This window comes from uncultured Stenotrophomonas sp., from assembly GCF_963519925.1.
Lineage (GTDB): Bacteria > Pseudomonadota > Gammaproteobacteria > Xanthomonadales > Xanthomonadaceae > Stenotrophomonas > Stenotrophomonas maltophilia_AE.
On record NZ_CAUQPH010000011.1, the window covers coordinates 12,449 to 35,187 of the forward strand.

Below are 22,739 nucleotides of genomic sequence, written 5' to 3' on the forward strand. Positions count from 1 at the left end.
CCGGCCGTTCCTTGTTACCACTTCACTACGTCAGCTCATCAGAACTGGTAGCGGAAGCCCAGCTGCACCGACCACTGCGACACACCGACGTCGAAGCCGTCTGCGTCGTTGTTGGCCACTACCGGCTCATCCGCGCCGCGGAAGTTGTACACGTACTTGCCGTCCTTGATGCCCTGCAGGGTGGCCACACGCGCATCGGCGAAGAAGCCGTAGTCGTAGATGTTGCCCCAGTCCTTGTTGATCATGTTGCCGACGTTCTGGATATCCAGCCAGATCTCCGACTTGTGACCCTTCATGAAGCCCGGCAGTTCCTGGCTGATGCGCAGGTCGAAGGTGTTGATCCAGCCGGTACGGAACTGGTTGGCCGGGGCGTAGCTGCCCGCGTACTTGGCCAGCTGCGGGTTGTTGGCCAGCCACTCGTTGAACGAGGCTTCCATCGCCGCATCCGGGGTGAAGGTGCTGCCTACCAGGTTGCCGAACAGCACGTCGCCCGGGCCCGCCGGCACGTAGAACAGGTCGTTCGCGATGCGGTTGTCGCCGTTGGCGTCGTTGACGTAGACGTAGCTGTACGGACGGCCGCTGCGGCCTTCGTAGACCAGGCCGACGCGGGTTTCGTAGTCACCGAAGAACTTGTGCTTCCAGTTCAGCGCACCCGACAGGCGGTCGCGGATCTGGTAGCGCGAGGTGTTCTCGATCTCGTCATTGGCGTTGAAGGCGTACTGGTAACCCCAGCCCGAGCTGGCGGTGGAACTGGTCAGCGAGCCGACTTCGGTGGCATCGGTATAGGTGTAGCCGATGTTCCACGACCAGTCACTGGCGGCATCCCACGGCTTGGCCAGAGAGACCGTGAACTGCGAGGTGCGACCCTTGTCGGTGTTCGCGATCTCGTAGACAGAATCGTAGGCGCGGTTGCGACCGGCGCGGTTGTTCCCGGTAGTCCAGGCCGTACCGGTGCTGGCAGTGGAGTAGTACATGTCACGACCGTCCGGACCCTGGTACTGCACCGGACCCAGGTTCAGGTTCTTGTAGTACAGGGCATCCTTGACCTTGGTGACCAGCAGCTCGGCCGAGGCCACGATGCCGTACCACGGGGTCTCGTGATCGAAGGCCAGGTTGGCCTTGTACACCGACGGCATGTTGAAGTCGCTGCCGACGAAGTTGACGTTCTGCAGGTTCGAGCCCGGCGTGGTGGGAACCGGCTGGCCGTCCTTGCTCGGGTTGAACGGCAGCGCCGGGTTGTAGCCGCCGGTGTAGGCGTAGACCGAATTATTGAAGCCGGTCGCCGAGTAGCTGTTGCTCAGCCACACCTGCGGGGCATCACCCTGGAACAGGCCCACGCCGCCGCGCAGCTGGGTCTGGCGATCGGTGTCGAAGGTGTAGTTGAAGCCGACGCGCGGCTGGATCAGGAACGTGTTGCTCAGCACTTCGCTGTTGTCGAGGCCGAAGAACTGCGACGCTGCGGCGTTGTAAGCCGGGGCCGGACTGGTGTCGGCGCGGTCGGCACGCACGCCCATGGTCAGGGTCAGGTTGTTGTTGACGTACCAGGTGTCCTGCACGAACAGGGCCAGGTTGCTGAACTTGTAGTCCGCCGGAATCGAGCCCGGGGTGCGTTCCGGGTTGTAGTTGTAGGTGCTCCAGCGGCCGGCAGCGAAGTTGTCCAGGCCATAGAAGCCGTACGCGCCCCACGAGTTGGCGCCGAAGTAATTGTAGATGTCGTTGGTGTCGTAGGAGGCACCGAACTTGACGTCGTGGTCACCCAGGGTCCAGGTAGCGGCGGCGTAGTAGTTCCACGCCTTGGTCTCCAGGATGTTGTTCTGCGAGTTGACTTCGGTACCCAGGTACAGCGAGTCGCCGCCCGGCGCGGTCGGGGTGCCGCCGAAGTAGATGCGGATGCTCGGCGCGTCGGTCGGCACGTTGCGGATGGCCGAGTACTCGCGGTACGAGGCCTTCAGCTCGGTCGAGAAGTTCGGCGACCAGTCGCTGAACAGCTGGGCGACATAGCTTTCGTTGGTCTTGTCGTGCTGGTACCAGTACGAGCTCAGCGAGGCCGAGCTGGTGGTCATGCCGTTGATGCGCAGCTTGCTCTGGTCGATCTTGCTGTAACGGATGTTGGCACGGTGGTCGTCGCTGATGTTCCAGTCCAGCTTCAGCGCGTACTCTTCCATCTCGGTGTCGCCGTTGCTTTCCAGGCCACCGGCGGCGATGCCGTAGCTCTGCGCGATCTGCTGAGCACGGGTCACGTCGGCCAGGGTGATCTGCGCGTTGGCCTTGCCCAGCGCGGTGCCGCTCAGGTCGGCGCCCGGGGCGGCCTGCTTGAACTTTTCATAGTTGGCGAAGAAGAACAGCTTGTCCTTCAGGATCGGGCCGCCCACGGTCATGCCGTAGGTTTCTTCCTTGGTGAAACCCTTGAACGGCTGGCCTTCCGGGTTGTCGCCGAACCAGTCGCCGTCACGGTAGGTGCCGTAGACCGAGCCATGGAATTCGTTGGTACCGGACTTGGTCACCGCGTTGACGGTGGCACCGGCGGCGGCAGCGATGCTGACGTCGTAGTTGGACAGGTTGATGTCCAGCGCTTCGATGGCTTCCATCGCGACCGGCTGGCGACGGGTCGGCATGTTGTTGCCTTCCAGGCCGAAGGTGTCGCTGGCGGAGACGCCGTCGATGTTGATCGAGTTGAAGCGCGGGTTCTGGCCACCGGCCGAGATCGAGCCCGAGGCGCGGTCGATGAAGGTCACGCGCGGGTCAAGACGCATCAGGTCCTGGATGTTGCCGCCGATCGACGGGGCCGTCTCGATCTGCTGCTGGCTGATGTTGGTGCCCGAGCCCATCTTGGTCGAGCTGAACACTTCCGAGCCACCGGCCACGGCGACGACCTGGACAGCGTCCAGGTTGGTCGCGGCGACGTCGCCGGTCAGGGCGGCGTTGACGGTACCGGTCTGGTTCACGCCCAGGTACACGCCTTCTTCGGTCTTGGTGCCTTCACCGGACTTGGTGATGGTGATCGTGTACGGACCACCCACGCGCAGGCCGCGTGCGTTGTAACGACCCGCAGCATCGGTCATGGCGCGGCTGACGGTGCCCGACTCGGTGTGCGTGATGGTGACTTCGGCGCCAGCAACAGGCTGGCCAGTGGCAGACATGACCTGGCCGCCAACACCGGCAGAGGTGCTCTGGGCGAAGGCGGGGGCGGCAGCAAGTACTGCCATGAGGCCAAGGGTGAGCTTGGACATCCGGAGACAGCGTGGGTCGATCATTGGGAGTAGCCTCGATGCGAGTTGGCGATGGCGGAAAAAAAAACGCGCCCAAGCAGCCGTTCAGCGGCTGTATGGACTTTTATCTGGGTTCCCTTGCCGCAGGCTGGTTTCAGCCGCAACGGTTAACACTAGATTAACACAATAAGCCCGTTATATGACGATTTGGCGACAAAACACACGCCATCACAACGCGTTCGTGACGCCATCTTCACATCTGGCTGAATTGGGCCAACAGGCAGGGGTTTCACCGTTCAGGTGATCAACAAGGTCCATGGCGCCCGGATGGGACCGCAAAGAGTGCAGATCCACTATTGCCGCCGGGTTACGCCAGGTGCTGGACCTGGCCGCGGTGCGCGATCCCGGCCGCCGACAGCAGCTGGACGGCCGCCGCAGCGGCGAGCGTCGGCTCACGGGCACTGCCGTCCTCGTCCAGCGAAAACGCACGCGCCCGCAGCGCAGTGCGCATCGGGCCGGGCTGCAACCCGCTGACCCGCACCGGGCTGCGGGCCAGTTCGTCGTGCAGGGAGGCGATCAGCCCACGCAGGCCATGCTGGGCCGCCCCATAGCCGCCCCAGAAGGCCCGCCCTACCCGCTCGGGATCGTCCACGGTGAACACCAGTGCGGCATCCTCGCGCTGGCGCAGCAGCGGCAGGCAGGCCTGGGCCAGCCAGGCCGGCGCGGTCAGGTTGACATGCACGGCCCGGGCGAACGCGGCCGGGTCGGCATGTTCGAACGGGGTCAGGCCGGCAAAATCGGCCGCGCAGTACAGCACGCCGTCCAGCCGGCCGAGCTCGGACTGCAGCCGCTCGGCCAGGGTGGCGTAATCGTCCGGGGTAGCCCCTTCCAGGTCCAGCGGGTACAGCAGCGGCTCGGGACCTGCGGCCTCGACCGCGGCATACACGCGGTCGAGGCGGCGCGGTTTGCGCCCCAGCAGCACCACGGTGGCCCCTGCCTGGGCGCAGGCCACGGCAGCGGCGCTGCCGAAGCCGCCGCCGGCCCCGGCGATGAGAATGACGCGGTCGGCCAGCGACCCGGTCCCGACCCCGATGGACGGGACCGCGTTCATGGCTGCGAGGCCTCTTCGACGATGCGCTTGAGTTCGCCGGACTCGAACAGCTCCAGCACGATGTCGCAGCCGCCGATCAGCTCGCCGTTGATGAACAGCTGCGGGAAGGTGGGCAGGTTGGAGAAGCGCGGCAGGTTGGCGCGGATCTCCGGCTCTTCGAGCACGTTCACGGTGCGCAGCGCGACCGCGCCAGCGGCCATCAGTGCCTGCACGGCGCGGCTGGAAAAGCCGCACATGGGATACTGCGGGGTGCCCTTCATGAACAACACGAGGGGATAACGCTCCACTTCGGCCTGGATCTGCTGCATCACCGCCACCACACTCTCCCTGCGCAACGGGGCACCCCACCTCGGCGGTCGGATAGACTCCCTGTACGTTCATTGTAATCCTACTGGCCCCGCCGCGACCCATGCCCTTCGAACTGCCCCGCCTGCCCTACGACCGTACCGCCCTGCAGCCGCACCTGTCGGCCACCAGCCTGGACCTGCACCACGGCCACCACCGCGCCTGCATCGATACGGTGAACGCGCGCATCGAGGGCACCGAGCTGGCCGAGCTGGCGCTGGAGGAGGTCGTGCGCCACAGCCAGGGCAGCCTGTTCGACGCCGCCGCCCAGGCCTGGAACCTCGCGTTCTACCGGCAATGCCTGGGCCCGCGCGCGGGCGGCGATCCGCAGGGGCGGCTCGGCGAACGGGTCAGCCGCCATTTCGGCGATGCCAGGCGCCTGCGTGAAGAGTTCGACCGGGCCGCGCTGGGGCTGTTCGGCTCGGGCTGGGTCTGGCTGGTGCAGCACCCGTCCGGGGCGCTGGCGATCCAGGTCACGCGCAACGCCGGCACACCCCTGACCGGCGACAGCACGCCCCTGCTGGCCTGCGATGTGTGGGAGCACGCGTATTACACTGACTACCAGAACGACCGCGGGCGTTACCTCGAGGCGTTCTGGAAGCTGGTCAACTGGGACTTCGTCGCCAGCCAGCTGCGCGATTGAAGCGAGTAACGACCAACGGTCGTTACCTACCGGAATGTCGCAAGGTAGGTCACGACCGTTGGTCGTGACCTCAGGCGTCGCGAAGCGACGCTGCCGCGGGGGCGACCTGCGCAGCGCGATCCAGCTGCGCCCCCACTGCATCGAGCGCAGCGGCCAACGCAGCGGCATCGTCCTCGCGCAGGGTGGCGTGGCCTACCTTGCGACCCTCGCGCGATTCCTTGCCGTAGTCGTGCCAATGGCCGCCGGGCTGCGCCAGCACGGCCTCGGCATCGGGCATCTCGCCGATCCAGTTGAGCATGCAGGCATGCCCGAGCATGCGCGTATCGCCCAGCGGCAGGCCGAGCACCGCACGCAGGTGGTTTTCGAACTGCGAGGTTTCGCTGCCTTCGATGGTCCAATGCCCCGAGTTGTGCACACGCGGCGCCATTTCGTTGGCCAGCAGCTCGTCGCCGCGGCAGAACAGTTCCAGCGCGAACACGCCCACATAGTCCAGCCGCTCGGCCAGGGTCTGCGCGTAGCCGATGGCCGCCTCGTACTGCGCCGGCGCCAACCGGGCCGGCGCGACGCTGGCCGAGAGCACGCCATCGACGTGCCAGTTGCCGGTCACCGGCCAGGCGCGGAACTCACCGTCGATGCCGCGCACCGCGACCACGCTGACTTCGCGCTCGAACGCGACGAAGCCTTCCAGGATCAGGCCGGTGCGCTCGACCTGCGCGCCCAGCGCCGCCCAGGCTGCGTCGATGTCGGCGGCCGTGCGCAGGCGGAACTGGCCCTTGCCGTCGTAGCCGAAACGGCGGGTCTTGAGGATGCACGGCAGGCCGAACGCGTCCACCTGCGCGGCGAGCTCGTCGCGGCTGCGGATATCGGCGAACGGCGGCAGTGGAATGCCCAGCTCGCGGAACAGGGTCTTCTCGCTCAGGCGATCCTGGGCCACCGACAGCGCATCCGGGTTGGGATACACCGGGACCCGTTCGGCCAGGAAACGGGCACTACCCGCGGGCACGTTCTCGAAATCGAAGGTCACCACGTCGACCCGCTCGGCGAACGCAGCCAGCGCGGCCTCGTCCTCGAACGCGGCCACCTGCAGCGGCGCGAGCTGGCCCCCGCAGGCATCGGCGGCGGGGTCGAACACTTCAAAGCGCAGCCCCATCGGGGCGCCGGCCAGGACCATCATGCGGGCGAGCTGGCCACCGCCCAGGATGCCAACGGTCTGCACGGTCATTGGCGCGGATCGTCGTGGGCCATGACGTCTTCGGTCTGGCGGGCGCGGAAGGCGTCCAGCGCCTGGCCGATGACCGCCTGTTCCGGGGCCAGCATGGCGGCGGCGAACAGCGCGGCGTTGGACGCGCCGGCGTTGCCGATGGCGAACGTGGCGACCGGGATGCCGGCCGGCATCTGCACGATCGACAACAGCGAATCCATGCCGTTCAGGGCCTTGGACTGCACCGGAACGCCCAGCACCGGCACCGCGGTCTTGGCCGCGATCATGCCCGGCAGGTGCGCGGCGCCACCGGCGCCGGCGATGATCGCGCGCAGCCCGCGCGGACCGGCCTGCTCGGCGTAGGTAAACAGCACGTCCGGGGTCCGGTGTGCCGATACCACTTTCACTTCGTAGGGAACACCGAGCGCGTCGAGCTTCTGCGCCGCGTGCTGCATGGTTTCCCAGTCGGAGCGGGAACCCATGACGATGCCGACGAGCGGCGCGGATTGGTTGGGGGTCATTGGCCGTCACCTGCCTTAAAGACGTATTCTAGCCGTCTTCCACGCACTACGAAGAGCCCCATGGACCGCAAAGTCATCGACCGGCTGTGCTCGCCGCACACCCGCCAGCCCCTGTCCCTTCTCGACGCCAAGGGCCTGGACGCGCTCAACAAGGCCATCGCCGCCGGCAGCGTGACCAAGGTCGGCGGCAGCCCGCAGTCGCAGCCGCTGCGCGAGGCGCTGCTGACCCGTGACCGCAAGGAGGTGTTCCGCGTGGACGATGGCATTGCGGTGCTGCTGCCGGAAGAAGCCATCGACACCGCCCAGATCGCCGATTTCCCGGAAAAATGAGCCCGGCCCCGCTGACGCCCCCGGCCCCGGACCAGGTCCAGGCCGACGTGGCCCGCGCCCTGGCCGAGGATATCGGCAGCGGCGATGTCACCGCCGCCCTGCTCCCGGACCGTCCGGACCGCGCGTACCTGTTGTGCAAGCAGGATGCGGTGATCGCCGGCCGGCCCTGGTTCGACGCCACCCACCGCGCCTTGGATCCGCAGGTGCGGATCGAATGGCAGGTCGCCGAAGGCGATGCGGTGCGCGCCGGTACCGTGCTGGCCCTGCTGCACGGGCGCAACCGCAGCCTGGTCAGTGCTGAACGCACCTCGCTGAATTTCCTGCAGACACTGTCCGGCACCGCCACCACCACCGCCCGCTACGTGGCCGCCGTGGCGGGCACGGGCACGCGCATCCTGGACACCCGCAAGACCCTGCCCGGGCTGCGCGTGGCGCAGAAATACGCGGTGCGCTGCGGCGGCGGCGACAACCACCGCCTGGGTCTGTTCGATACGGTGATGCTGAAGGAAAACCACATCCGCGCCGCCGGTTCGCTGACCGCTGCGGTCAACGCCGCACGCGCGCAGTGGCCGCGGCTGCCGCTGGTGGTGGAAGTGGAGGACCTGGACCAGCTGCGCGAGGCGCTGGCGGTGGGCTGTGACCGCATCCTGATCGATGATTTCGATGCGGCCACGCGCCGCGAGGCGGTGCGCATCGCGGCCGGTCGCATTCCGCTGGAGGTATCCGGCAGCGTGGACCTGACCGGTCTTCGCGCGATTGCCGAAGACGGGGTGGACTGCATCTCGATCGGCGGCCTGACCAAGCATGTGCAGGCGATCGATCTTTCGCTGAAGCTGGGCGACCCGCCCTGATCGGGTAACGAACCACGGACGGTGCCTGCCCTTCGTACCGACCAACGGTCGGTGCCTGCCATTCGTACCGACCAACGGTCGGTACCTACCATCGTTCCGAACAACGGGGGGCGGCTGGCCCGGTAGCGCACGACCGTTGGTCGTGCGCCGGCGCACCGCTGCCTTCACAGGCTTCCCCTGCCGGCTCTGCGACGCTTCCCCTGCCCTCACCCGGAGTGCGTGGATGCGCCCCCTGCCCCTGCTTGCCTGTCTGTCGCCCCTCGCCCTGATGCTCCCGGGCGCCGCCGCCGCCGCCGAAGTCTGTGACATCCCGCCGCGTTACGGTCTGAGCCCGCTCGCCATGAGCATCGTGCGCACTGCGTGCAACGAGCATCGGCTGTGGTACCGCCCCTTCATCGACGGCGACGGCCGCGCCGCCAACCTGGGCGTGAGCGAGGCCGAGCGCGAGTACCTGTCCGACGATGGCATGCCCGCGTGGCAACGCGTGGTTGCGTACTGGCGCGACAGCGGCACCCTGGGGCCGATGGGCAGCCAGCCGGGCGCAACCAGCTGCATGGCGCCGTTCGGCACGCGTTACACGGACAGCGACTGCCGGGCCTTCCTGATCGACAACCCGTGGTCGGCCGCTTTCATCTCCTGGGTGATGAGCCGTGCCGGGGTACCCGGCTTCACCCGCTCGCCGCGCCACATCGACTACATCCGCGCCGCTTACCAGAACACCGGCCCCTACCGGATGACCGATCCCGCGCAGGAAAAGCCCGCGCCCGGCGACCTGCTGTGCTATCTCCGCGGGCGGAGCGAATCGCTGAGTTACGCGGGGCTGGTGCAACAGCTCAGCGGTGGCACGGTGGCGAACTGGAAGTCGCACTGCGAGGTGGTGATCGCGGCCAACATGGGCGGCGACCACACCCTGTACCTGATCGGCGGCAACGTCATGAACACGGTGGCGATGCGCAAGCTGTCGCTGGACCGCAGCGGCCGCATCCAGTTGCCGCCGGCCCCGTCCAACGACCCCTACGACATCGGCTGCACCCCCGGACGCGAAGACGAGTGCAACTTCAACCGGCAGGACTGGGCCGCGCTGCTGAAGCTGGTGGCGACCACGTCGGTCGGACCGATGTCCAGCTACACGCCCGCCCCTCCGCCCACGCCGGCCACCGGCCTGCCACCGGCACCGGCCCAGCCGGGTGTGCCGGCTGCCGCTCCGCAGCAGAAGCCCACGTTCCCGCGTGTCGTCCCGCCGCGACCCGTGCAGCCGCAGCCGACTCCCCCACAACAACCGCCGGCGCAGAAACAGGACGGGTCGCCGGCTTGATCCGGCGCCGGTTCGTCGCCATCTTGGTGGTTCCTGATTCCAATTCCGCACCGAGCCGCCGATGCCCAGTCTTATCCTGTTGATGATTGCCGGCGCGTTCGCCTACGCCTTCTGGAATTCGTCGCGCGCGGCGGCCGAGCGCGCCATCGAGCTGGGCCGCAATGCCTGCCGCGCCGCCGACGTGCAGTGGCTGGACCAGGCCGTGCACGCCAGCAGCCTGCGCGTGTGCCGCAAGGAGAATGGCTGGCTGGGCTGGGAGCGCACCTACCGCTTCGAGTATTCGCACGATGGCATCGACCGCCACACCGGGCGCATGGTGCTGCGGGGCGACCAGCTGGTGGCGTTCGTGGGACCGTCCGCGGCGCGGATCAGTGAAATCCGGCGTGGGGTGGATACGCGCGGGGCCGAGGATGTGTGACCGCACGTGCCGACCAACGGTCGGCACCTACCTGCTGATGTCTCTTATTTGACCACCCGCAGGTGCGGGCGTCCGCTGGGCTTGGGCGGGGTATCGTCCGGCGTCGGCGTGTCGTCCGGCGGCACGCCATCGTCCGCGCTCGGCTCGTGGCCGGGGATGTCATCGGGCAACGCCATGCCCTGCCCGGTCTCGCGGGCGTACACGGCCAGCACGGCCGAGATCGGCACCTGCACCGGGTAGCTGGTGCCGGAAAAACGGGCCGAGAAACTCACGGTGTCGTTGTCGATGTGCAGCCTCACCACCGCACGCTCGGCGATGTTGAGCACGACCCGGCCGTCCTTGATCGCGCTCGGCGGCACCTGCACGCCGGGCATGCCGGCATCCACCAGGATGTGCGGGGTCAGGTCGTTGTCGTTGATCCATTCCACCAATGCCCGCAGCAGGTACGGGCGGTGGCTGGTCATGCGGAAAGTGTCTTCAGTCATTATGGGGCGCCGCGGAAAGGTGACGGCTCTGGATTCTGGTTGCCTGCCGCCAGTGTACGCGCCCACCCGTGCAGCGGTCAGCATGCACGGTGCGTGCGTATGGCGTGGGTGCAGCGACGCCGTGCTCAGGCCGGCAGGTCGCGCAGCTTCTTTTCCTGGTCGGTCAGGCTGCGGATGAAGCCGGGGTGGCGGAAGATGCGGTTGCCGTAGTCCTCGATCGACTTGCCGTCCTTGGGCAGCGGCACGTCCAGCGACTGCAGGCGCCAGATGATCGGCGCCATGGCGCAATCGGCCAGGCTCATTTCCGGGTTGAGGAAGAACTTGCTGGCCTTGAACAGCGGTACGGCGCTGGTCAGCAGTTCCTTCAGGCGCTTGCGACCGGCTTCGGCCTGGGTCTTGTTGCCGAGCTGGATCGCCTGCACCTGCGGCACCCAGTCGTGCTCGATGCGCAGCATCGCCAGGCGGATGCGCGCGCGCGACAGCGGATCGACCGGCATCAGCGGCGGGTGCGGGTAACGCTCGTCGAGGTACTCGCTGACCACCGAGGCCGCATACAGCACCAGTTCGCGCTCGACCAGGGTCGGCACGGAGTGGTACGGATTGAGGTCGATCAGGTCCTCGGGCGGATTCTGCGGATCGACCGGGACGAAATCATAGGTAACGCCTTTGGCGGCAAGCACCAGGCGCACGCGATGGCACAGCACGTCGTCGTTCGAGGAAAACAGCGTCAGGGTATTCCGCATGCGTACGCTCGCCGCCATCAAAGGCTCTCCAGCAGTCGATATCCGTCGACTGCGTCGGCGCCGCCGGCCCATTGCCGACAGTCGTCACAGTACCCGAGTGTGCAACTGCCCATCACAAAAGCCAATAGGCCGATCGATGTAGGCACATCGATCGGCAATGCCAATCGCACGGACTCAGTGCACGTCCTTCCAGTACTCCTTTTTCAGCAGATACACCAGGAAGGTCAGCAGGGCCAGGAACAGCACCACCCACACGCCCAGCTGCTGCCGCTTCAACGCCGCCGGCTCGCCGGCGTATTCGAGGAAGTTGGTGATGTCGCGCACCGCCTGGTCGTACTGGCCCGGATCGAGGGTCCCGGGCTGGACCAGTTTCAGGCCGGTCACCGGTGCATCGGCACCCGGCGCTTCGGGCTTGCCCAGCACCGCGTGCTGCAGGCCCTGCATTTCCCATAGCGGGTTGGGCATGGACGCGTTCGGGAACAGCGCGTTGTTCCAGCCCAGCGGCCGGCTGGTGTCGAGGTAGAACGACTTCAGGTAGGTGTAGACCCAGTCGCTGCCCCGCACCCGCGAGATCAGGCTCAGGTCCGGCGGCATCTTGCCGAACCACTTCTCGGCCTGGTCGTGGGGCATCGTCACCGGGACCGGCTCGCCGATCGGCACGCCGGTGAAGTTGAGGTTGTTCATGACCTCTTCTTCGCTCAGCCCCAGGTCCTGCGCCATGCGCGAATAGCGCAGGTACTTCAGCGCATGGCAGCCGGAGCAGTAGTTCATGTAGAGCTGCGCACCGCGCTGCAGCGAGGCGCGGTCGCCCAGGTCGTTGCCGGCCTGCAGGGTCTTGCCGCCTTCGGCGGCACCGGCCACGGTGCTGGCCAGCAGCAGGGCGGCCGCGCAGGCCAGCCGGACAATCCAGTGGTCAGTCATGCGTGGTCACCCGGTCCGGTACCGGCTTGGTCCTGTCCAGCTTGGTCCATATCGGCATGGTGATGAAGAAGGCGAAGTAGAGGAAGGTCAGCACGCGCCCGACGTAGGTTTCATGCGCGTCGGTACCGGGGCCCGAACCAATCACCCCGAGCCAGATGAAGCACACCGCGAACATGCCCAGCAGACCCTTCGACAGCAGGCCGCGGTAGCGGTAGGACTTGACCCGTGCGCGGTCCAGCCAGGGCACCAGGAACAGGATCGCGATCGCCGAGAACATCACGATCACGCCGCCCAGTTTGTTGGGCACCACGCGCAACATCGCGTAGTAAGGCGTGTAGTACCACACCGGCTTGATGTGCTCGGGCGTGACCAGGCGGTTGGCCTCGGTGAAGTTGTCGTGCTCCAGGAACAGCCCGCCGAAGCCCGGCGCGAAGAAGATGATGAACGCGGCCAGGACCAGCAGGAAGCCGGCACCCACGCCGTCCTTGAGCGTGTAGTACGGATGGAACGGAATGCCATCGGTCGGCGCGGTGGCCGACCAGCGGTTGCCCTTCGGACCCTTCTTGATCTCGACACCGTCCGGGTTGTTGGAGCCCACTTCATGCAGCGCCCCCAGGTGCAGCACCACCAGCAGCAGCAGCACCAGCGGCAGCGCGATCACGTGCAGGGCGAAGAAGCGGTTGAGGGTGGCATCGCTGGGCAGGTAGTCGCCCATGATCCATTCGGTGAGCCCGTTGCCGATCACCGGAATGGCGCCGAACAGCGAGATGATCACCTTCGCGCCCCAGAACGACATCTGCCCCCACGGCAGCACGTAGCCCATGAACGCTTCGGCCATCAGCACCAGGTAGATCAGCATGCCCAGGATCCAGACCAGTTCGCGCGGCTTCTGGTAGCTGCCGTACATCAGGCCGCGGAACATGTGCAGGTAGACCACGATGAAGAACAGCGAGGCCCCGGTGGAGTGCATGTAGCGGATCAGCCAGCCCCACTCGACGTCGCGCATGATGTACTCGACCGAGGCGAACGCTTCGGCGGCGCTGGTCTTGTAATGCATGGTGAGGAAGATGCCGGTCACGATCTGGTTGACCAAGATCAGCAGGGCCAGCGAGCCGAAGTAGTACCAGAGGTTGAAGTTCTTCGGCGCGTAGTACTCGCTCACGTGCTTGCGGTACACCGGCATCAGCCCGGGCGCGCGGGCGTTGACCCATTCGGCGACGCCGGTGGCGGTACGGGAAAGGATGTTGGCCATGATCAGGCTGCCCCCTGCGGATCGACGCCGATGATGATGGTGCTGTCATCCTGGTAATGGTGCGGCGGCACCAGCAGGTTGATCGGCGCCGGAACGCCATCGAAGACGCGCCCGGACATGTCGAACCGGGACTTGTGGCAGGGGCAGAAGTAACCGCCCTTCCATTCCGGGTCGTAAGGCTCGGGGCGGATCTCGGCCACCATCTCGGGCGAGCAGCCCAGGTGCGTGCACAGCCCGACAAGGACCGAGACCTCGGCCTTGATCGAACGGAATTCGGGGTTCTGCTTGAGGACGTAGGCCGGCTGCTGGTCGGCGACCTTGGACTCGGGATCCCTCAGGCGCCCATCCAGACTGGGCAGCGCCTCGAGGATGGCCTTGGAGCGCCTGACGATCCAGATCGGCTGGCCACGCCACTCCATGACCAGTCGCTGGCCTTCCTGCAACGCGCTGATGTCGGCGGTCACGGGCGCACCGGCCAGCTTGGCGCGGGCACTGGGATTCCAGGACTTGATGAACGGAACTGCTGCGAAACCGACGCCGACCGCTCCCACCACTGCAGTGGTTGCTGAAAGAAATCGTCGACGTCCAGTGTTGACTGGATCGTTTACCCCATCGTTGGCCATCCGGCACTCCGATATTGATTTAGGTAGCTTGAGGCTGCCAGCAGACCGGTGGGGGCCAGTCCACAATGAATCCTGATCGACTATAGCGGAACCTGACTCGGCGACACAATGGTGGTGAGAGCACGAGGGCCGGCCAACGGCCGGCGCTACCAAGGCATCGCCGACATTGATCGAACCGGCCCACGGCCAGCGTCGACGTCGGTAGCGCCGGCCGTTGGCCGGCCTTCGCAATGCGGCCGAACGCGTGTGGGTACTACTGCGTGGACGCGGTGGCGCCGCGATAGCGGTCGGCCAACAGGGCGACGCGCTTCACGTAGTACTGCGTTTCGCTGTAGGGCGGCACGCCCCCGTGGCGATCGACCGCGCCCTCGCCGGCGTTGTACCCGGCCGCAGCCAGGGTCAGATTGCCATTGAAGCGTTTGAGCAGCCACGACAGGTACTGCACGCCGCCGCGGATGTTCTGCGCGGCGTCGTAGGAGTCGGTGACACCGAAGCGGCGCGCGGTCGGCGGCATCAGCTGCATCAGGCCCTGCGCGCCGGCGCGGCTGAGCGCGGTCGGGTTGTAGGCCGATTCGGCATGGATGATCGCGCGTACGATCGCCTCTTCAACCCCGAACTCGCGCGCGGCGGCGGAGATTTCGGACTGGAACGCGGTGGTGTTGAGCCGCACCGCGCCGAAGTTGACGCCCGGATTGGCGCCGCACGCGTAGCAGCGCTCGATGAAGCTGTAGTGGATGGTGCGGACCTGGCCCAGGCTGGCCACCTGCGCCGGGCGCCGGCTGGTGTAGTGGCGCACGCCATCCTGCATATAGGAGTAGACCTGCCCCGAGACGACACGCCCGGCCTTGGCGCCGCGCGGCGCGGGCGCAGGCGCTGCGGTCAGCACGGTGGCGGGCTGGACCGGTGCCGGGGTCGGAGCCAGTGCCGTGGCCGAACCGGCACCGTCGGCGACGGGCGCTGCAGGAGCCGCTGCGGTCGCGGCCGGCATGGGGGCGGGCGTCGGCGGTGGGACGTAGCGGCGCGGGGTGCTGCGGTCGGGGCGGTAGTTGCTGACCACGCTGCAGCTCGCGCCGGAAACACGCTTGCTGACATAGCTGGGAATGCCGTCGGCGCCGACGCACTTGTACAGCGTGCCCGCACTGGCCGGCGTAGCGGTCAGCGCAGCCAAGGCCAGCGCAGCGATCCCCAAGATCCCCTTCATGGGCGCGAGTGTCTCCGTTTCGCGCGCCGTTGCCAAGTCTTTGACGGCGTCTTTACGTTGGACCCTGCGCGGGGTCACAGATCGCAGCAACGCAGGGCGTGGCTCTACCCACCCCGACCTGCCTCCCGACACCCCCGCCCCGTAGCGCCACGACCTACGTGGCCACCGCCCCCGGGGTACAATCGGCGGCTACCCGGCAGCCCCCGCTGGCTGCCTGCCCGCCCACCCGACTGGAATAAGCGCCATGACCGGGACGCCAGCTTCGACCCTGCCGACCTCGGCCGGCACCCCCGTGCCTGCCCCCCGTGACACCCCGTCGCCCCGCCCCGACCTGCTGCCCCTGCCCGGCGAGCGCCCGCAGGTGACCGGCCCGGTGCGCGGCAAGCTCTACATCAAGACCCACGGTTGCCAGATGAACGAGTATGACTCGGGCAAGATGGCCGACGTGCTCGCCGCCGAAGAGGGGCTGGAGCTGACCGACGACCCGGCCGAGGCCGACGTCCTGCTGATGAACACCTGCTCGATCCGCGAGAAAGCGCAGGAGAAGGTGTTCAGCCAGCTCGGGTACTGGAAGGCGCTGAAGAACAACGGCCGGGGCGTGATCATCGGCGTGGGCGGCTGCGTGGCCTCGCAGGAAGGCGAGGCGATCATCAAGCGCGCCCCGCACGTGGACCTGGTGTTCGGCCCGCAGACCCTGCACCGCCTGCCCGAACTGATCCGCCAGCGCCGCGAATCCGGGAAATCACAGGTCGACATCAGCTTCCCGGAGATCGAGAAGTTCGACCGCCTGCCCGAGCCCCGCGCCGAAGGCGGTTCGGCGTTCGTGTCGATCATGGAAGGCTGTTCCAAGTACTGCTCGTTCTGCGTGGTGCCCTACACCCGCGGCACCGAAGTCAGCCGCCCGTTCGAGGACGTGGTGGTGGAGGTGGCGCAGCTGGCCGCACAGGGCGTGCGCGAGATCAACCTGCTCGGCCAGAACGTGAATGCCTATCGCGGCCCGTATGGAGAGGGCGAGGTGGCCGACCTCGGCCTGCTGATCCGCACCATCGCCGAGATCGACGGGGTCGACCGGATCCGCTTCACCACCTCGCACCCGCTTGAATTCAGCGACTCGCTGGTGGATGCGTACCGCGACGTGCCGCAGCTGGCCAACTTCCTGCACCTGCCGGTACAGGCCGGCAGCGACCGCGTGCTGTCGGCGATGAAGCGCGGCTACACCGCGCTGGAGTTCAAGGCCAAGATCCGCAAGCTGCGCGCGGTGCGCCCGGACATCTCGATCAGCTCGGACTTCATCGTCGGCTTCCCCGGCGAAACCGAAGCGGACTTCGAGAAGACCATGAAGCTGATCGAAGACGTAGGCTTCGACCACAGCTTCTCCTTCATCTATTCGCGCCGTCCCGGCACTCCGGCGGCTGATCTGGAAGACACCATTTCCGACGCGGAAAAGCATGCACGCCTGTCGCGCCTGCAGGCGCGCATCAATGAACAGGCCGCTGCCATTTCGCAGGCGATGATCGGCACCGTGCAGACCGTGCTGGTGGAGGGCCCGTCGCGGCGCGACCCCAACGAGCTGACCGGCAAGACCGAGAACATGCGCTCGGTGAATTTTCCGGGGCAGGCGCGCCTGGTCGGGCAGCTGGTGGATGTGGAGATCACCGAGGCGTACAGCAACTCATTGCGTGGGCGGCTGGTGGTTGCCTGATCGGGTACCGTGCAGCCACGCAGGGCGTGGCTCTACGGGATCGCCGCCACCAACGTAGAGCCACGCCCTGCGTGGCTGCATGGCTGCGTGGCTGCGCGGCTGGTCAGCAAATGATCACCCCTGGCGGGTCCTTGCCCTCATTGGCGTGGCGACGGTTATCCACACGTTTCTCCCGCAGCCGCCCACAGCCGGTGTGGAAAACCCCGCCGCACCTGTCCATTTTTTGACCACGACTGTGGCAGCGTTGCCGCAGTAGGGCTGCCGTCGGCTATCCACAGGTTGCTGCACCGCTGCTGCACAGCCGCTGTGGAGAACCCGGGCCCTGTGGCGGGGCCTCCGGGCGCGCGCTACCCTGTCTTTCCACCCGCCGCCGCCGCACGCAATGACCGCACTGTCACATCGCGACTTCACCCTGGCCCCCGAAGACACCGAACGCCTGGCCAACCTGGCCGGCCCCTTCGACGAACACCTGCGCCAGATCGAACTCAAGCTCGGCGTGGAGATCGCCAACCGTGGGCACGTGTTCCGGGTGACCGGACCGAAGGCGGTGACCGAGGAAGCGCAGGCGCTGATCGAAGCGCTGTACCAGGAAGCGGCCGAGACCCGCTTCGACAGCCACGCCATCCACCTGCGACTGAACCAGGCCAACGTGGAGCACGTGGTCGAGCGCAGCTACGAAGCGCAGGAAGTCGCAATCAAGGTCAAGCGCGGCACGGTGCGCGGGCGTGGCGCCAACCAGGCCCGCTACCTGCACCAGATCGCCACCCATGACATCAACTTCGGGATCGGCCCGGCCGGCACCGGCAAGACCTTCCTGGCGGTGGCCAGCGCGGTGGATGCGCTGAACGAATCGCGCGTGCAGCGCCTGATCCTGGTGCGTCCGGCAGTGGAGGCCGGCGAGAAGCTGGGCTTCCTGCCCGGCGACCTGAGCCAGAAGGTCGACCCGTACCTGCGCCCGCTGTATGACGCCCTGTATGAAATGCTCGGCGTGGAAAAGGTGATCAAGCTGCTGGAGAAGAATGTCATCGAGATCGCGCCGCTGGCCTACATGCGCGGGCGCACCCTCAACGATGCCTATGTGATCCTGGACGAAGCGCAGAACACCACGGTGGAACAGATGAAGATGTTCCTGACCCGGCTGGGCTTCGGCTCCACCGCCGTGGTGACCGGCGACCTGACCCAGACCGACCTGCCCAAGCACGTCAAGTCGGGCCTGCGCGATGCCGTCGAGGTGCTGCGCGACGTGGACGGGGTGAGCTTCACGTTCTTCGAAGCGCGCGACGTGGTGCGCCACCCGCTGGTGGCGCGGATCGTCGGCGCGTACGACCGGCGCGACCTGCAGCAGGTGAAGCCGGATGCGTGACGGGGCCATCCGGGCGGCACCGGGACACGCGTGGCGTGTCGCGGCGGGGCGCGCGATAATGCGGCCCTCCTGCAGCGAAACACCGGAATTGCCATGACCAAGGGCCCCGTCCGCCTCGATGTTGCCGTCAGCTATGCCCTGCCCCGGGCCGGGTTGCCGTCGGCAGTGAGTTTCCGCAAGTGGGTGGCGGCCGCCTTGAAGGGCCGCATCCGCGAGGCCGACCTGGCGATCCGCCTGGTCGACGCGAAGGAAGGCCAGTCGCTGAACCGCCATTACCGGGGCAAGGACTACGCCACCAACGTGCTGAGCTTCCCGGCCGAGCTGCCGGAAGGCCTGCCCAAGGGGGTGAAATTCCCGCTCCTGGGTGACCTGGTGATCTGCGCGCCGGTGGTGGCCAGCGAGGCGGAGGAACAGGGCAAGGCGCTCAATGCGCACTATGCGCACCTGACCGTGCACGGCGCGCTGCACCTGCTGGGCTGGGACCATGAGGACGACAAGGAAGCCGAAGCGATGGAACAGCTGGAGCGCGAGATCCTGGCCGACCTGGGCATCGCCGACCCGTATGCCGGCGAGCGCTGAGCCGCCCTTTTCCTGACGGACTCCTTCGCATGAACCTCCTGCGCACTGCCTGCCTGGGCCTGCTGGCCCTGGCGTCCGCCCCGGTCCACGCCGCCCCGGCCGCGCCGCCCATTGCGGGCGACACCGCCCCACGGCTGGACCTGGCGGCCCTGATCGAATGCCGCCAGCGCGTGGCCGACCATGACGCGGTGGCGCCGGTGGTGGCCGACCCGCTCAAGGCCGTGGCCAGCGGCATGCAGCCACTGCCGCCGACCAACCCGTTCATGAGCGAGTTCCGCCTGGCTGCGCCGTTGACCGTGTTCGGCCAATCCACCGAGTACGTGGCGGTATCCGGGGCCAGCATCATGGCGATCCTGGACGTGGCCGACCCGCGGCCGATGGCCAAGGCGCTGGCACTGGAGGACGGGGTCGACACCCCGGAGAAGTTCATGGCCGGCCGTGAAGTGGTCAGCCGCGACGTGACCGACCCGCGCACCGGCGAACCGATGATCGAATCGATCATCCTGAGCCTGTCCACGGTCAAGACCCATCCCGGCAAGACCCTGGCCGGCTGCACCTACAGCCTGGACCTGCCCGCCGAGGACGAGCAGGCGCCGCCGCCCGGCGACGCCCCGGCCGGCACCCTGCCCCCGTCCGTGAACACCCCGCCGGACCACCGCTGACAGCGGCCCGCATCCTGATAGACTGGATCCAACGCCCGGCTCGCCGGGTGCCTTTTTTGCAGAGATGTCTGAAGACGACAGTAGTGGCTCCGTTGCGGAGCAAAATGAAAAGAAGCGCAGCTGGCTCGAACGCCTGACCTCCGCCTTCTCCGGCGAACCCCACACCCGCGACGAGCTGGTGGCGGTCCTGCACACCGCGCATGACGACGGCCTGATCGCCGCGGACACGCTGCGGATGATGGAAGGTGCGATTTCGGTCGCCGAGCTGACCGTTGGCGACGTGATGATTTCGCGTTCGCAGATGGTGTCGCTGCCGGTGGAGGCGCCGTTCCTGGAGCTGATGAAGCAGGTGGTCGAATCCGGCCATTCGCGCTTCCCGGTGCACGGCGACAACAAGGACGACATCCTCGGCGTGCTGCTGGCCAAGGACCTGCTGCGCGGCGTGGTCGCCGACAACGGTCCGGCCAACGTGCGTGAGCTGCTGCGCCCGGCGGTGCTGATTCCCGAGGCCAAGAAGCTCAACGTGCTGCTCAAGGAATTCCGCCTGTCGCGCAACCACATGGCGATCGTGGTCGACGAGTACGGCGGTGTCGCCGGGCTGGTCACCATCGAGGACGTGCTGGAACAGATCGTCGGCGAGATCGACGACGAGCATGACGAGGCCGAAGACCACACCGCGCAGATCGCGATCCAGGCCGACGGCCAGTACGTGGTCGATGCGTTGACGCCGATCGGGGATTTCAACGAGCGTTTCGGCGCCGCGTTCCCCGACGACGACTACGACACCATCGGTGGGCTGGTCACCGAGGCAATCGGCCACCTGCCCGAAACCGGCGACGAACTGACCCTGGACCGCTTCGTGTTCCGGGTCGCCCGTGCCGACGCGCGGCGCGTGCAGGCGTTCCACGTCACCGTGCTGCCGCCCGACACCTCCATCGAGGATTGACCCACGCCATGCGGCCCCTGCTAATGCGGTGGCCGTTGTGCCGCCTGTTGTTCCTGCTGGTCCTGGCCAGCCTGCCGGCGGCCGCCCTGGCCGCCCCCGAGCCCGCGCCCGCGCCGGTTGCGGCGCCGGCGGCGGAAACGCCGCCGCCGCGCATCGGCATCGTCACCATGCAACCCGGCGAAATCTTCTTCGAGCGCTTCGGGCATGACGCCATCGTGGTGGTCGATCCGGAAACCGGTGCGGCCACCTCGTACAACTTCGGCTACTTCGACCCGAGCGAACCCGACTTCATCAGCCGCTTCATCCGCGGCGACATGATGTACTACCTGGTCGCCCTGCCGCTGGAACAGGACCTGTCCTACTACCGCGACAGCGGCCGTGGCGCGCACCTGCAGTGGCTGGACCTCACGCCCGAGCAGGCCCGCACGCTGGCCGCTTCGCTGGCCGACCGCGCCCGCCCGGAAAACGCGCGCTACCGCTACGATTACTACACCGCCAACTGCGCCACGATGGTGCGCGACGCGATCGATGGTGCGTTGGGCGGCGGGCTGCATTCGCAGCTGTCCGGGCGCTCGCGCGGCAACACCTACCGCAGTGAATCGGTGCGCCTGGCCTCGCCTGCGCCCTGGATGTGGCTGGGCTTCGACATCGGCCTGGGCCCGTTCGCCGACCAGCCGCTGTCGCGCTGGCAGGAAGCCTTCGTGCCGATGCGCCTGGCCGCGGCACTGCGCGAGGTGCGCAACAGCGAGGGCCGACCGCTGGTGCAGGCCGAGCAGGAACTGCTTCCGCACCGGATCGCGCCGGAGCCGGCCGAGTCCGCGCGGCAGTGGTGGCCCTGGCTGCTGTGCGGGCTGTTGATGGCCGCCGGCGTATTCGCGCTGCGCCGCCGGCGTCGCCTGCTGGGCGGACTGGCGCTGCCGGTGTGGCTGTTCTGCGGGATCGCCGGCGCGCTGCTGACCTTCCTGTGGGGCTTCAGTGCGCACCACGCGGCCTGGGCCAACCGCAACCTGCTGCAGCTGTCGCCGTTGTGCCTGCTGTTGCTGCCGGGCGCGATCACCCTGCTGCGCGGGCGCACCCCGCGCACCTGGTTCCGGGTCCTGGCGTGGTCGGTGGCGGCGTTGTCCGGGCTGGGCCTGGTGCTGCACTGGCTGACCCTGCAGCCGCAGATCAACCTGCAGTGGATCGTGCTGATGCTGCCGTTGCACGTAGCGCTGGCCTGGGTACTGGGCCGTCGTGACCCGGCTGTCACGGGCCACTGACGCAGGATATCGCCCATGGAAAGCACGAGCACCGACAATCCCGCCTGCGTCATCAACTGCGTGCACTACGACGACCAGGGCAAGCGCCACGACATCGCGCTGGATGCGATCAGCGATGTGATCGCCAGCAACAATGGCTTCGTCTGGGTGGGCCTGTACGATCCCGCCGATGCGGTGCTGCTGAAGCTGCAGGAAGAGTTCAACCTGCACGACCTGGCGATCGACGATGCGCGCAACGCGCACCAGCGGCCCAAGGTCGAGGCCTACGGCAATACCCTGTTCGTGGTGGTGACCACCGCGCAGCGGGTGCAGGACCGCATCGAGTACGGCGAGACCCATGCCTTCCTCGGCCCACGCTTCCTGGTCACGGTGCGACACGGCGCATCGCTCTCCTACGCGCCGGTACGCGCGCGGGTCGAGCGCGAGCCGCAGCTGCTGACCATGGGCGCGTCGTATTGCCTGTATGGCGTGCTGGACTTCGTGGTCGACAACTACCTGCCGATCACCACCGATTTCCGCGACACCCTGGATTCGCTGGAAAAGGACATCTTCGCCGACAGCTACCAGCGCAGCACGGTGGTGCGGCTGTATGAGCTCAAGCGCGAACTGAACAAGATGCGCATGGCGGTAGCGCCGCTGCAGGACGTGCTGGCGCAGCTGCGCCGCTACCCCGGCGAGCTGATTCCCGACGAAGTGAAGCTGTATATCCGCGACGTGCATGACCATGCGGTGCGGATCAGCGATGTGATCGACACCCTGCGTGAAATGCTGGGGACGGCGCTGAACGTGAACCTGTCGCTGGTGACCCTGGCGCAGGGCGAAACCGTGAAGCGGCTCGGCGCCTGGGCGGCGCTGCTGGCCGCCCCTACCCTGATCACCAGCTGGTACGGCATGAACTTCGCGCACATGCCCGAGCTGGACAAACCGTGGGCCTACCCGGCGATGATCGTCGGGGTAGGCGCGATCTGCGTCGGGCTGTACGGGTTGTTCAAGCGCGCGCGTTGGTTGTAGCGCGTATCGACCAACGGTCGATACCTACCGCGAGACCCGGTAGGTGAC

23 protein-coding genes are annotated in these 22,739 nt (G+C 67.2%); 12 read left to right on the plus strand and 11 right to left on the minus strand.

All coding sequences use genetic code 11. The annotated features are described in order from the left end of the window. Nucleotides 1-38: 38 nt before the first annotated feature. From RWO33_RS03865 to grxD, 3 genes are all read right to left on the minus strand, one after another. The gene (locus RWO33_RS03865) at nt 39-3,230 is read right to left on the minus strand and encodes a carboxypeptidase regulatory-like domain-containing protein (protein WP_314102319.1); all 3,192 of its coding nucleotides are present in this window, start codon (nt 3,228-3,230) and stop codon (nt 39-41) included. Nucleotides 3,231-3,576: 346 nt separating this feature from the next. Then, nucleotides 3,577-4,320 (minus strand): SDR family NAD(P)-dependent oxidoreductase, encoded by a 744-nt coding sequence (locus RWO33_RS03870; protein ID WP_314102321.1) that lies wholly within the window; start codon nt 4,318-4,320, stop codon nt 3,577-3,579. Then, nucleotides 4,317-4,637: a Grx4 family monothiol glutaredoxin gene (grxD, locus tag RWO33_RS03875; protein WP_070206960.1), complete on the minus strand. Its 321-nt coding sequence runs from the start codon at nt 4,635-4,637 to the stop codon at nt 4,317-4,319. The genes RWO33_RS03870 and grxD overlap by 4 nt, the downstream gene beginning before the upstream one ends. 92 nt (nt 4,638-4,729) lie before the next feature. Here grxD and RWO33_RS03880 point away from each other — a divergent pair, with 92 nt between their 5' ends. Beyond that, nucleotides 4,730-5,308: a Fe-Mn family superoxide dismutase gene (locus RWO33_RS03880; RefSeq protein ID WP_314102322.1), complete on the plus strand. Its 579-nt coding sequence runs from the start codon at nt 4,730-4,732 to the stop codon at nt 5,306-5,308. Between the two features lie 70 nt (nt 5,309-5,378). On the opposite strand, the gene RWO33_RS03885 is transcribed toward RWO33_RS03880, so the two are convergent. Further along, complete coding sequence (locus RWO33_RS03885; protein WP_314102323.1) at nt 5,379-6,530, minus strand: 5-(carboxyamino)imidazole ribonucleotide synthase; 1,152 nt, start codon at nt 6,528-6,530, stop codon at nt 5,379-5,381. Beyond that, nucleotides 6,527-7,030, minus strand: a complete 504-nt coding sequence (gene purE / locus RWO33_RS03890; protein WP_145478059.1) for a 5-(carboxyamino)imidazole ribonucleotide mutase — start codon at nt 7,028-7,030, stop codon at nt 6,527-6,529. The genes RWO33_RS03885 and purE overlap by 4 nt, the downstream gene beginning before the upstream one ends. A 60-nt stretch (nt 7,031-7,090) precedes the next feature. Here purE and RWO33_RS03895 point away from each other — a divergent pair, with 60 nt between their 5' ends. The 4 genes from RWO33_RS03895 (at nt 7,091) to RWO33_RS03910 (ending at nt 9,944) form a co-directional block, all read left to right on the plus strand. Continuing rightward, nucleotides 7,091-7,360 carry a Trm112 family protein gene (locus RWO33_RS03895; protein WP_314102326.1) on the plus strand — a complete coding sequence of 90 codons (270 nt, stop codon included), beginning with the start codon at nt 7,091-7,093 and terminating at the stop codon, nt 7,358-7,360. Next, nucleotides 7,357-8,211, plus strand: a complete 855-nt coding sequence (gene nadC / locus RWO33_RS03900; protein ID WP_145478061.1) for a carboxylating nicotinate-nucleotide diphosphorylase — start codon at nt 7,357-7,359, stop codon at nt 8,209-8,211. Before RWO33_RS03895 ends, nadC begins: the two co-directional genes overlap by 4 nt. A gap of 223 nt (nt 8,212-8,434) precedes the next feature. Continuing rightward, the gene (locus RWO33_RS03905; RefSeq protein ID WP_314102329.1) at nt 8,435-9,526 is read left to right on the plus strand and encodes a DUF2272 domain-containing protein; all 1,092 of its coding nucleotides are present in this window, start codon (nt 8,435-8,437) and stop codon (nt 9,524-9,526) included. 61 nt (nt 9,527-9,587) lie between these two features. Beyond that, nucleotides 9,588-9,944 (plus strand): DUF3301 domain-containing protein, encoded by a 357-nt coding sequence (locus tag RWO33_RS03910; RefSeq protein WP_145478063.1) that lies wholly within the window; start codon nt 9,588-9,590, stop codon nt 9,942-9,944. A gap of 44 nt (nt 9,945-9,988) precedes the next feature. On the opposite strand, the gene RWO33_RS03915 is transcribed toward RWO33_RS03910, so the two are convergent. From RWO33_RS03915 to RWO33_RS03940, 6 genes are all read right to left on the minus strand, one after another. Further along, nucleotides 9,989-10,429, minus strand: coding sequence for a ClpXP protease specificity-enhancing factor (locus tag RWO33_RS03915; protein WP_145478064.1), 441 nt, complete (start codon nt 10,427-10,429; stop codon nt 9,989-9,991). A gap of 125 nt (nt 10,430-10,554) precedes the next feature. Then, the gene (locus RWO33_RS03920) at nt 10,555-11,190 is read right to left on the minus strand and encodes a glutathione S-transferase N-terminal domain-containing protein (RefSeq protein WP_145478065.1); all 636 of its coding nucleotides are present in this window, start codon (nt 11,188-11,190) and stop codon (nt 10,555-10,557) included. A gap of 156 nt (nt 11,191-11,346) precedes the next feature. Then, on the minus strand, nt 11,347-12,093 hold the full coding sequence (locus RWO33_RS03925; protein ID WP_314102332.1) for a cytochrome c1: 747 nt from the start codon (nt 12,091-12,093) through the stop codon (nt 11,347-11,349). Next, nucleotides 12,086-13,345, minus strand: a complete 1,260-nt coding sequence (locus RWO33_RS03930; RefSeq protein WP_314102333.1) for a cytochrome bc complex cytochrome b subunit — start codon at nt 13,343-13,345, stop codon at nt 12,086-12,088. Before RWO33_RS03930 ends, RWO33_RS03925 begins: the two co-directional genes overlap by 8 nt. Before the next feature lie 2 nt (nt 13,346-13,347). After that, nucleotides 13,348-13,968: a ubiquinol-cytochrome c reductase iron-sulfur subunit gene (petA, locus tag RWO33_RS03935; protein ID WP_145478068.1), complete on the minus strand. Its 621-nt coding sequence runs from the start codon at nt 13,966-13,968 to the stop codon at nt 13,348-13,350. Between the two features lie 253 nt (nt 13,969-14,221). Beyond that, nucleotides 14,222-15,169, minus strand: a complete 948-nt coding sequence (locus RWO33_RS03940; protein ID WP_314102337.1) for a lytic transglycosylase domain-containing protein — start codon at nt 15,167-15,169, stop codon at nt 14,222-14,224. 244 nt (nt 15,170-15,413) lie between these two features. Here RWO33_RS03940 and miaB point away from each other — a divergent pair, with 244 nt between their 5' ends. From miaB to RWO33_RS03975, 7 genes are all read left to right on the plus strand, one after another. Further along, on the plus strand, nt 15,414-16,871 hold the full coding sequence (miaB, locus tag RWO33_RS03945) for a tRNA (N6-isopentenyl adenosine(37)-C2)-methylthiotransferase MiaB (protein WP_314102339.1): 1,458 nt from the start codon (nt 15,414-15,416) through the stop codon (nt 16,869-16,871). 382 nt (nt 16,872-17,253) lie between these two features. Then, nucleotides 17,254-18,234: a PhoH family protein gene (locus tag RWO33_RS03950; RefSeq protein ID WP_314102341.1), complete on the plus strand. Its 981-nt coding sequence runs from the start codon at nt 17,254-17,256 to the stop codon at nt 18,232-18,234. A 93-nt stretch (nt 18,235-18,327) separates the two neighbouring features. Next, on the plus strand, nt 18,328-18,813 hold the full coding sequence (gene ybeY / locus RWO33_RS03955; protein ID WP_145478072.1) for an rRNA maturation RNase YbeY: 486 nt from the start codon (nt 18,328-18,330) through the stop codon (nt 18,811-18,813). Nucleotides 18,814-18,842: 29 nt separating this feature from the next. Next, the gene (locus RWO33_RS03960; protein WP_314102344.1) at nt 18,843-19,475 is read left to right on the plus strand and encodes a hypothetical protein; all 633 of its coding nucleotides are present in this window, start codon (nt 18,843-18,845) and stop codon (nt 19,473-19,475) included. A gap of 64 nt (nt 19,476-19,539) precedes the next feature. Next, nucleotides 19,540-20,421: a transporter associated domain-containing protein gene (locus RWO33_RS03965; RefSeq protein ID WP_145478073.1), complete on the plus strand. Its 882-nt coding sequence runs from the start codon at nt 19,540-19,542 to the stop codon at nt 20,419-20,421. An 8-nt stretch (nt 20,422-20,429) separates the two neighbouring features. Continuing rightward, entirely contained in the window at nt 20,430-21,680 is a 1,251-nt protein-coding gene (locus tag RWO33_RS03970) for a DUF4105 domain-containing protein (RefSeq protein WP_314102346.1), read from the plus strand. Between the two features lie 15 nt (nt 21,681-21,695). Further along, nucleotides 21,696-22,691, plus strand: a complete 996-nt coding sequence (locus tag RWO33_RS03975) for a magnesium and cobalt transport protein CorA (RefSeq protein WP_145478075.1) — start codon at nt 21,696-21,698, stop codon at nt 22,689-22,691. Nucleotides 22,692-22,739 lie beyond the last annotated feature (48 nt).

Bases quoted from the DNA above. Each gene is read 5' to 3' on its own strand.
- RWO33_RS03865 (WP_314102319.1), bottom strand. From the start codon at position 3,230: ATGTCCAAGCTCACCCTTGGCCTCATGGCAGTACTTGCTGCCGCCCCC.
- RWO33_RS03870 (WP_314102321.1), bottom strand. From the start codon at position 4,320: ATGAACGCGGTCCCGTCCATCGGGGTCGGGACCGGGTCGCTGGCCGAC.
- RWO33_RS03880 (WP_314102322.1), top strand. From the start codon at position 4,730: ATGCCCTTCGAACTGCCCCGCCTGCCCTACGACCGTACCGCCCTGCAG.
- RWO33_RS03885 (WP_314102323.1), bottom strand. From the start codon at position 6,530: ATGACCGTGCAGACCGTTGGCATCCTGGGCGGTGGCCAGCTCGCCCGC.
- purE (WP_145478059.1), bottom strand. From the start codon at position 7,030: ATGACCCCCAACCAATCCGCGCCGCTCGTCGGCATCGTCATGGGTTCC.
- RWO33_RS03895 (WP_314102326.1), top strand. From the start codon at position 7,091: ATGGACCGCAAAGTCATCGACCGGCTGTGCTCGCCGCACACCCGCCAG.
- nadC (WP_145478061.1), top strand. From the start codon at position 7,357: ATGAGCCCGGCCCCGCTGACGCCCCCGGCCCCGGACCAGGTCCAGGCC.
- RWO33_RS03905 (WP_314102329.1), top strand. From the start codon at position 8,435: ATGCGCCCCCTGCCCCTGCTTGCCTGTCTGTCGCCCCTCGCCCTGATG.
- RWO33_RS03910 (WP_145478063.1), top strand. From the start codon at position 9,588: ATGCCCAGTCTTATCCTGTTGATGATTGCCGGCGCGTTCGCCTACGCC.
- RWO33_RS03915 (WP_145478064.1), bottom strand. From the start codon at position 10,429: ATGACTGAAGACACTTTCCGCATGACCAGCCACCGCCCGTACCTGCTG.
- RWO33_RS03920 (WP_145478065.1), bottom strand. From the start codon at position 11,190: ATGGCGGCGAGCGTACGCATGCGGAATACCCTGACGCTGTTTTCCTCG.
- RWO33_RS03925 (WP_314102332.1), bottom strand. From the start codon at position 12,093: ATGACTGACCACTGGATTGTCCGGCTGGCCTGCGCGGCCGCCCTGCTG.
- RWO33_RS03930 (WP_314102333.1), bottom strand. From the start codon at position 13,345: ATGGCCAACATCCTTTCCCGTACCGCCACCGGCGTCGCCGAATGGGTC.
- petA (WP_145478068.1), bottom strand. From the start codon at position 13,968: ATGGCCAACGATGGGGTAAACGATCCAGTCAACACTGGACGTCGACGA.
- RWO33_RS03940 (WP_314102337.1), bottom strand. From the start codon at position 15,169: ATGAAGGGGATCTTGGGGATCGCTGCGCTGGCCTTGGCTGCGCTGACC.
- miaB (WP_314102339.1), top strand. From the start codon at position 15,414: ATGACCGGGACGCCAGCTTCGACCCTGCCGACCTCGGCCGGCACCCCC.
- RWO33_RS03950 (WP_314102341.1), top strand. From the start codon at position 17,254: ATGACCGCACTGTCACATCGCGACTTCACCCTGGCCCCCGAAGACACC.
- ybeY (WP_145478072.1), top strand. From the start codon at position 18,328: ATGACCAAGGGCCCCGTCCGCCTCGATGTTGCCGTCAGCTATGCCCTG.
- RWO33_RS03960 (WP_314102344.1), top strand. From the start codon at position 18,843: ATGAACCTCCTGCGCACTGCCTGCCTGGGCCTGCTGGCCCTGGCGTCC.
- RWO33_RS03965 (WP_145478073.1), top strand. From the start codon at position 19,540: ATGTCTGAAGACGACAGTAGTGGCTCCGTTGCGGAGCAAAATGAAAAG.
- RWO33_RS03970 (WP_314102346.1), top strand. From the start codon at position 20,430: ATGCGGCCCCTGCTAATGCGGTGGCCGTTGTGCCGCCTGTTGTTCCTG.
- RWO33_RS03975 (WP_145478075.1), top strand. From the start codon at position 21,696: ATGGAAAGCACGAGCACCGACAATCCCGCCTGCGTCATCAACTGCGTG.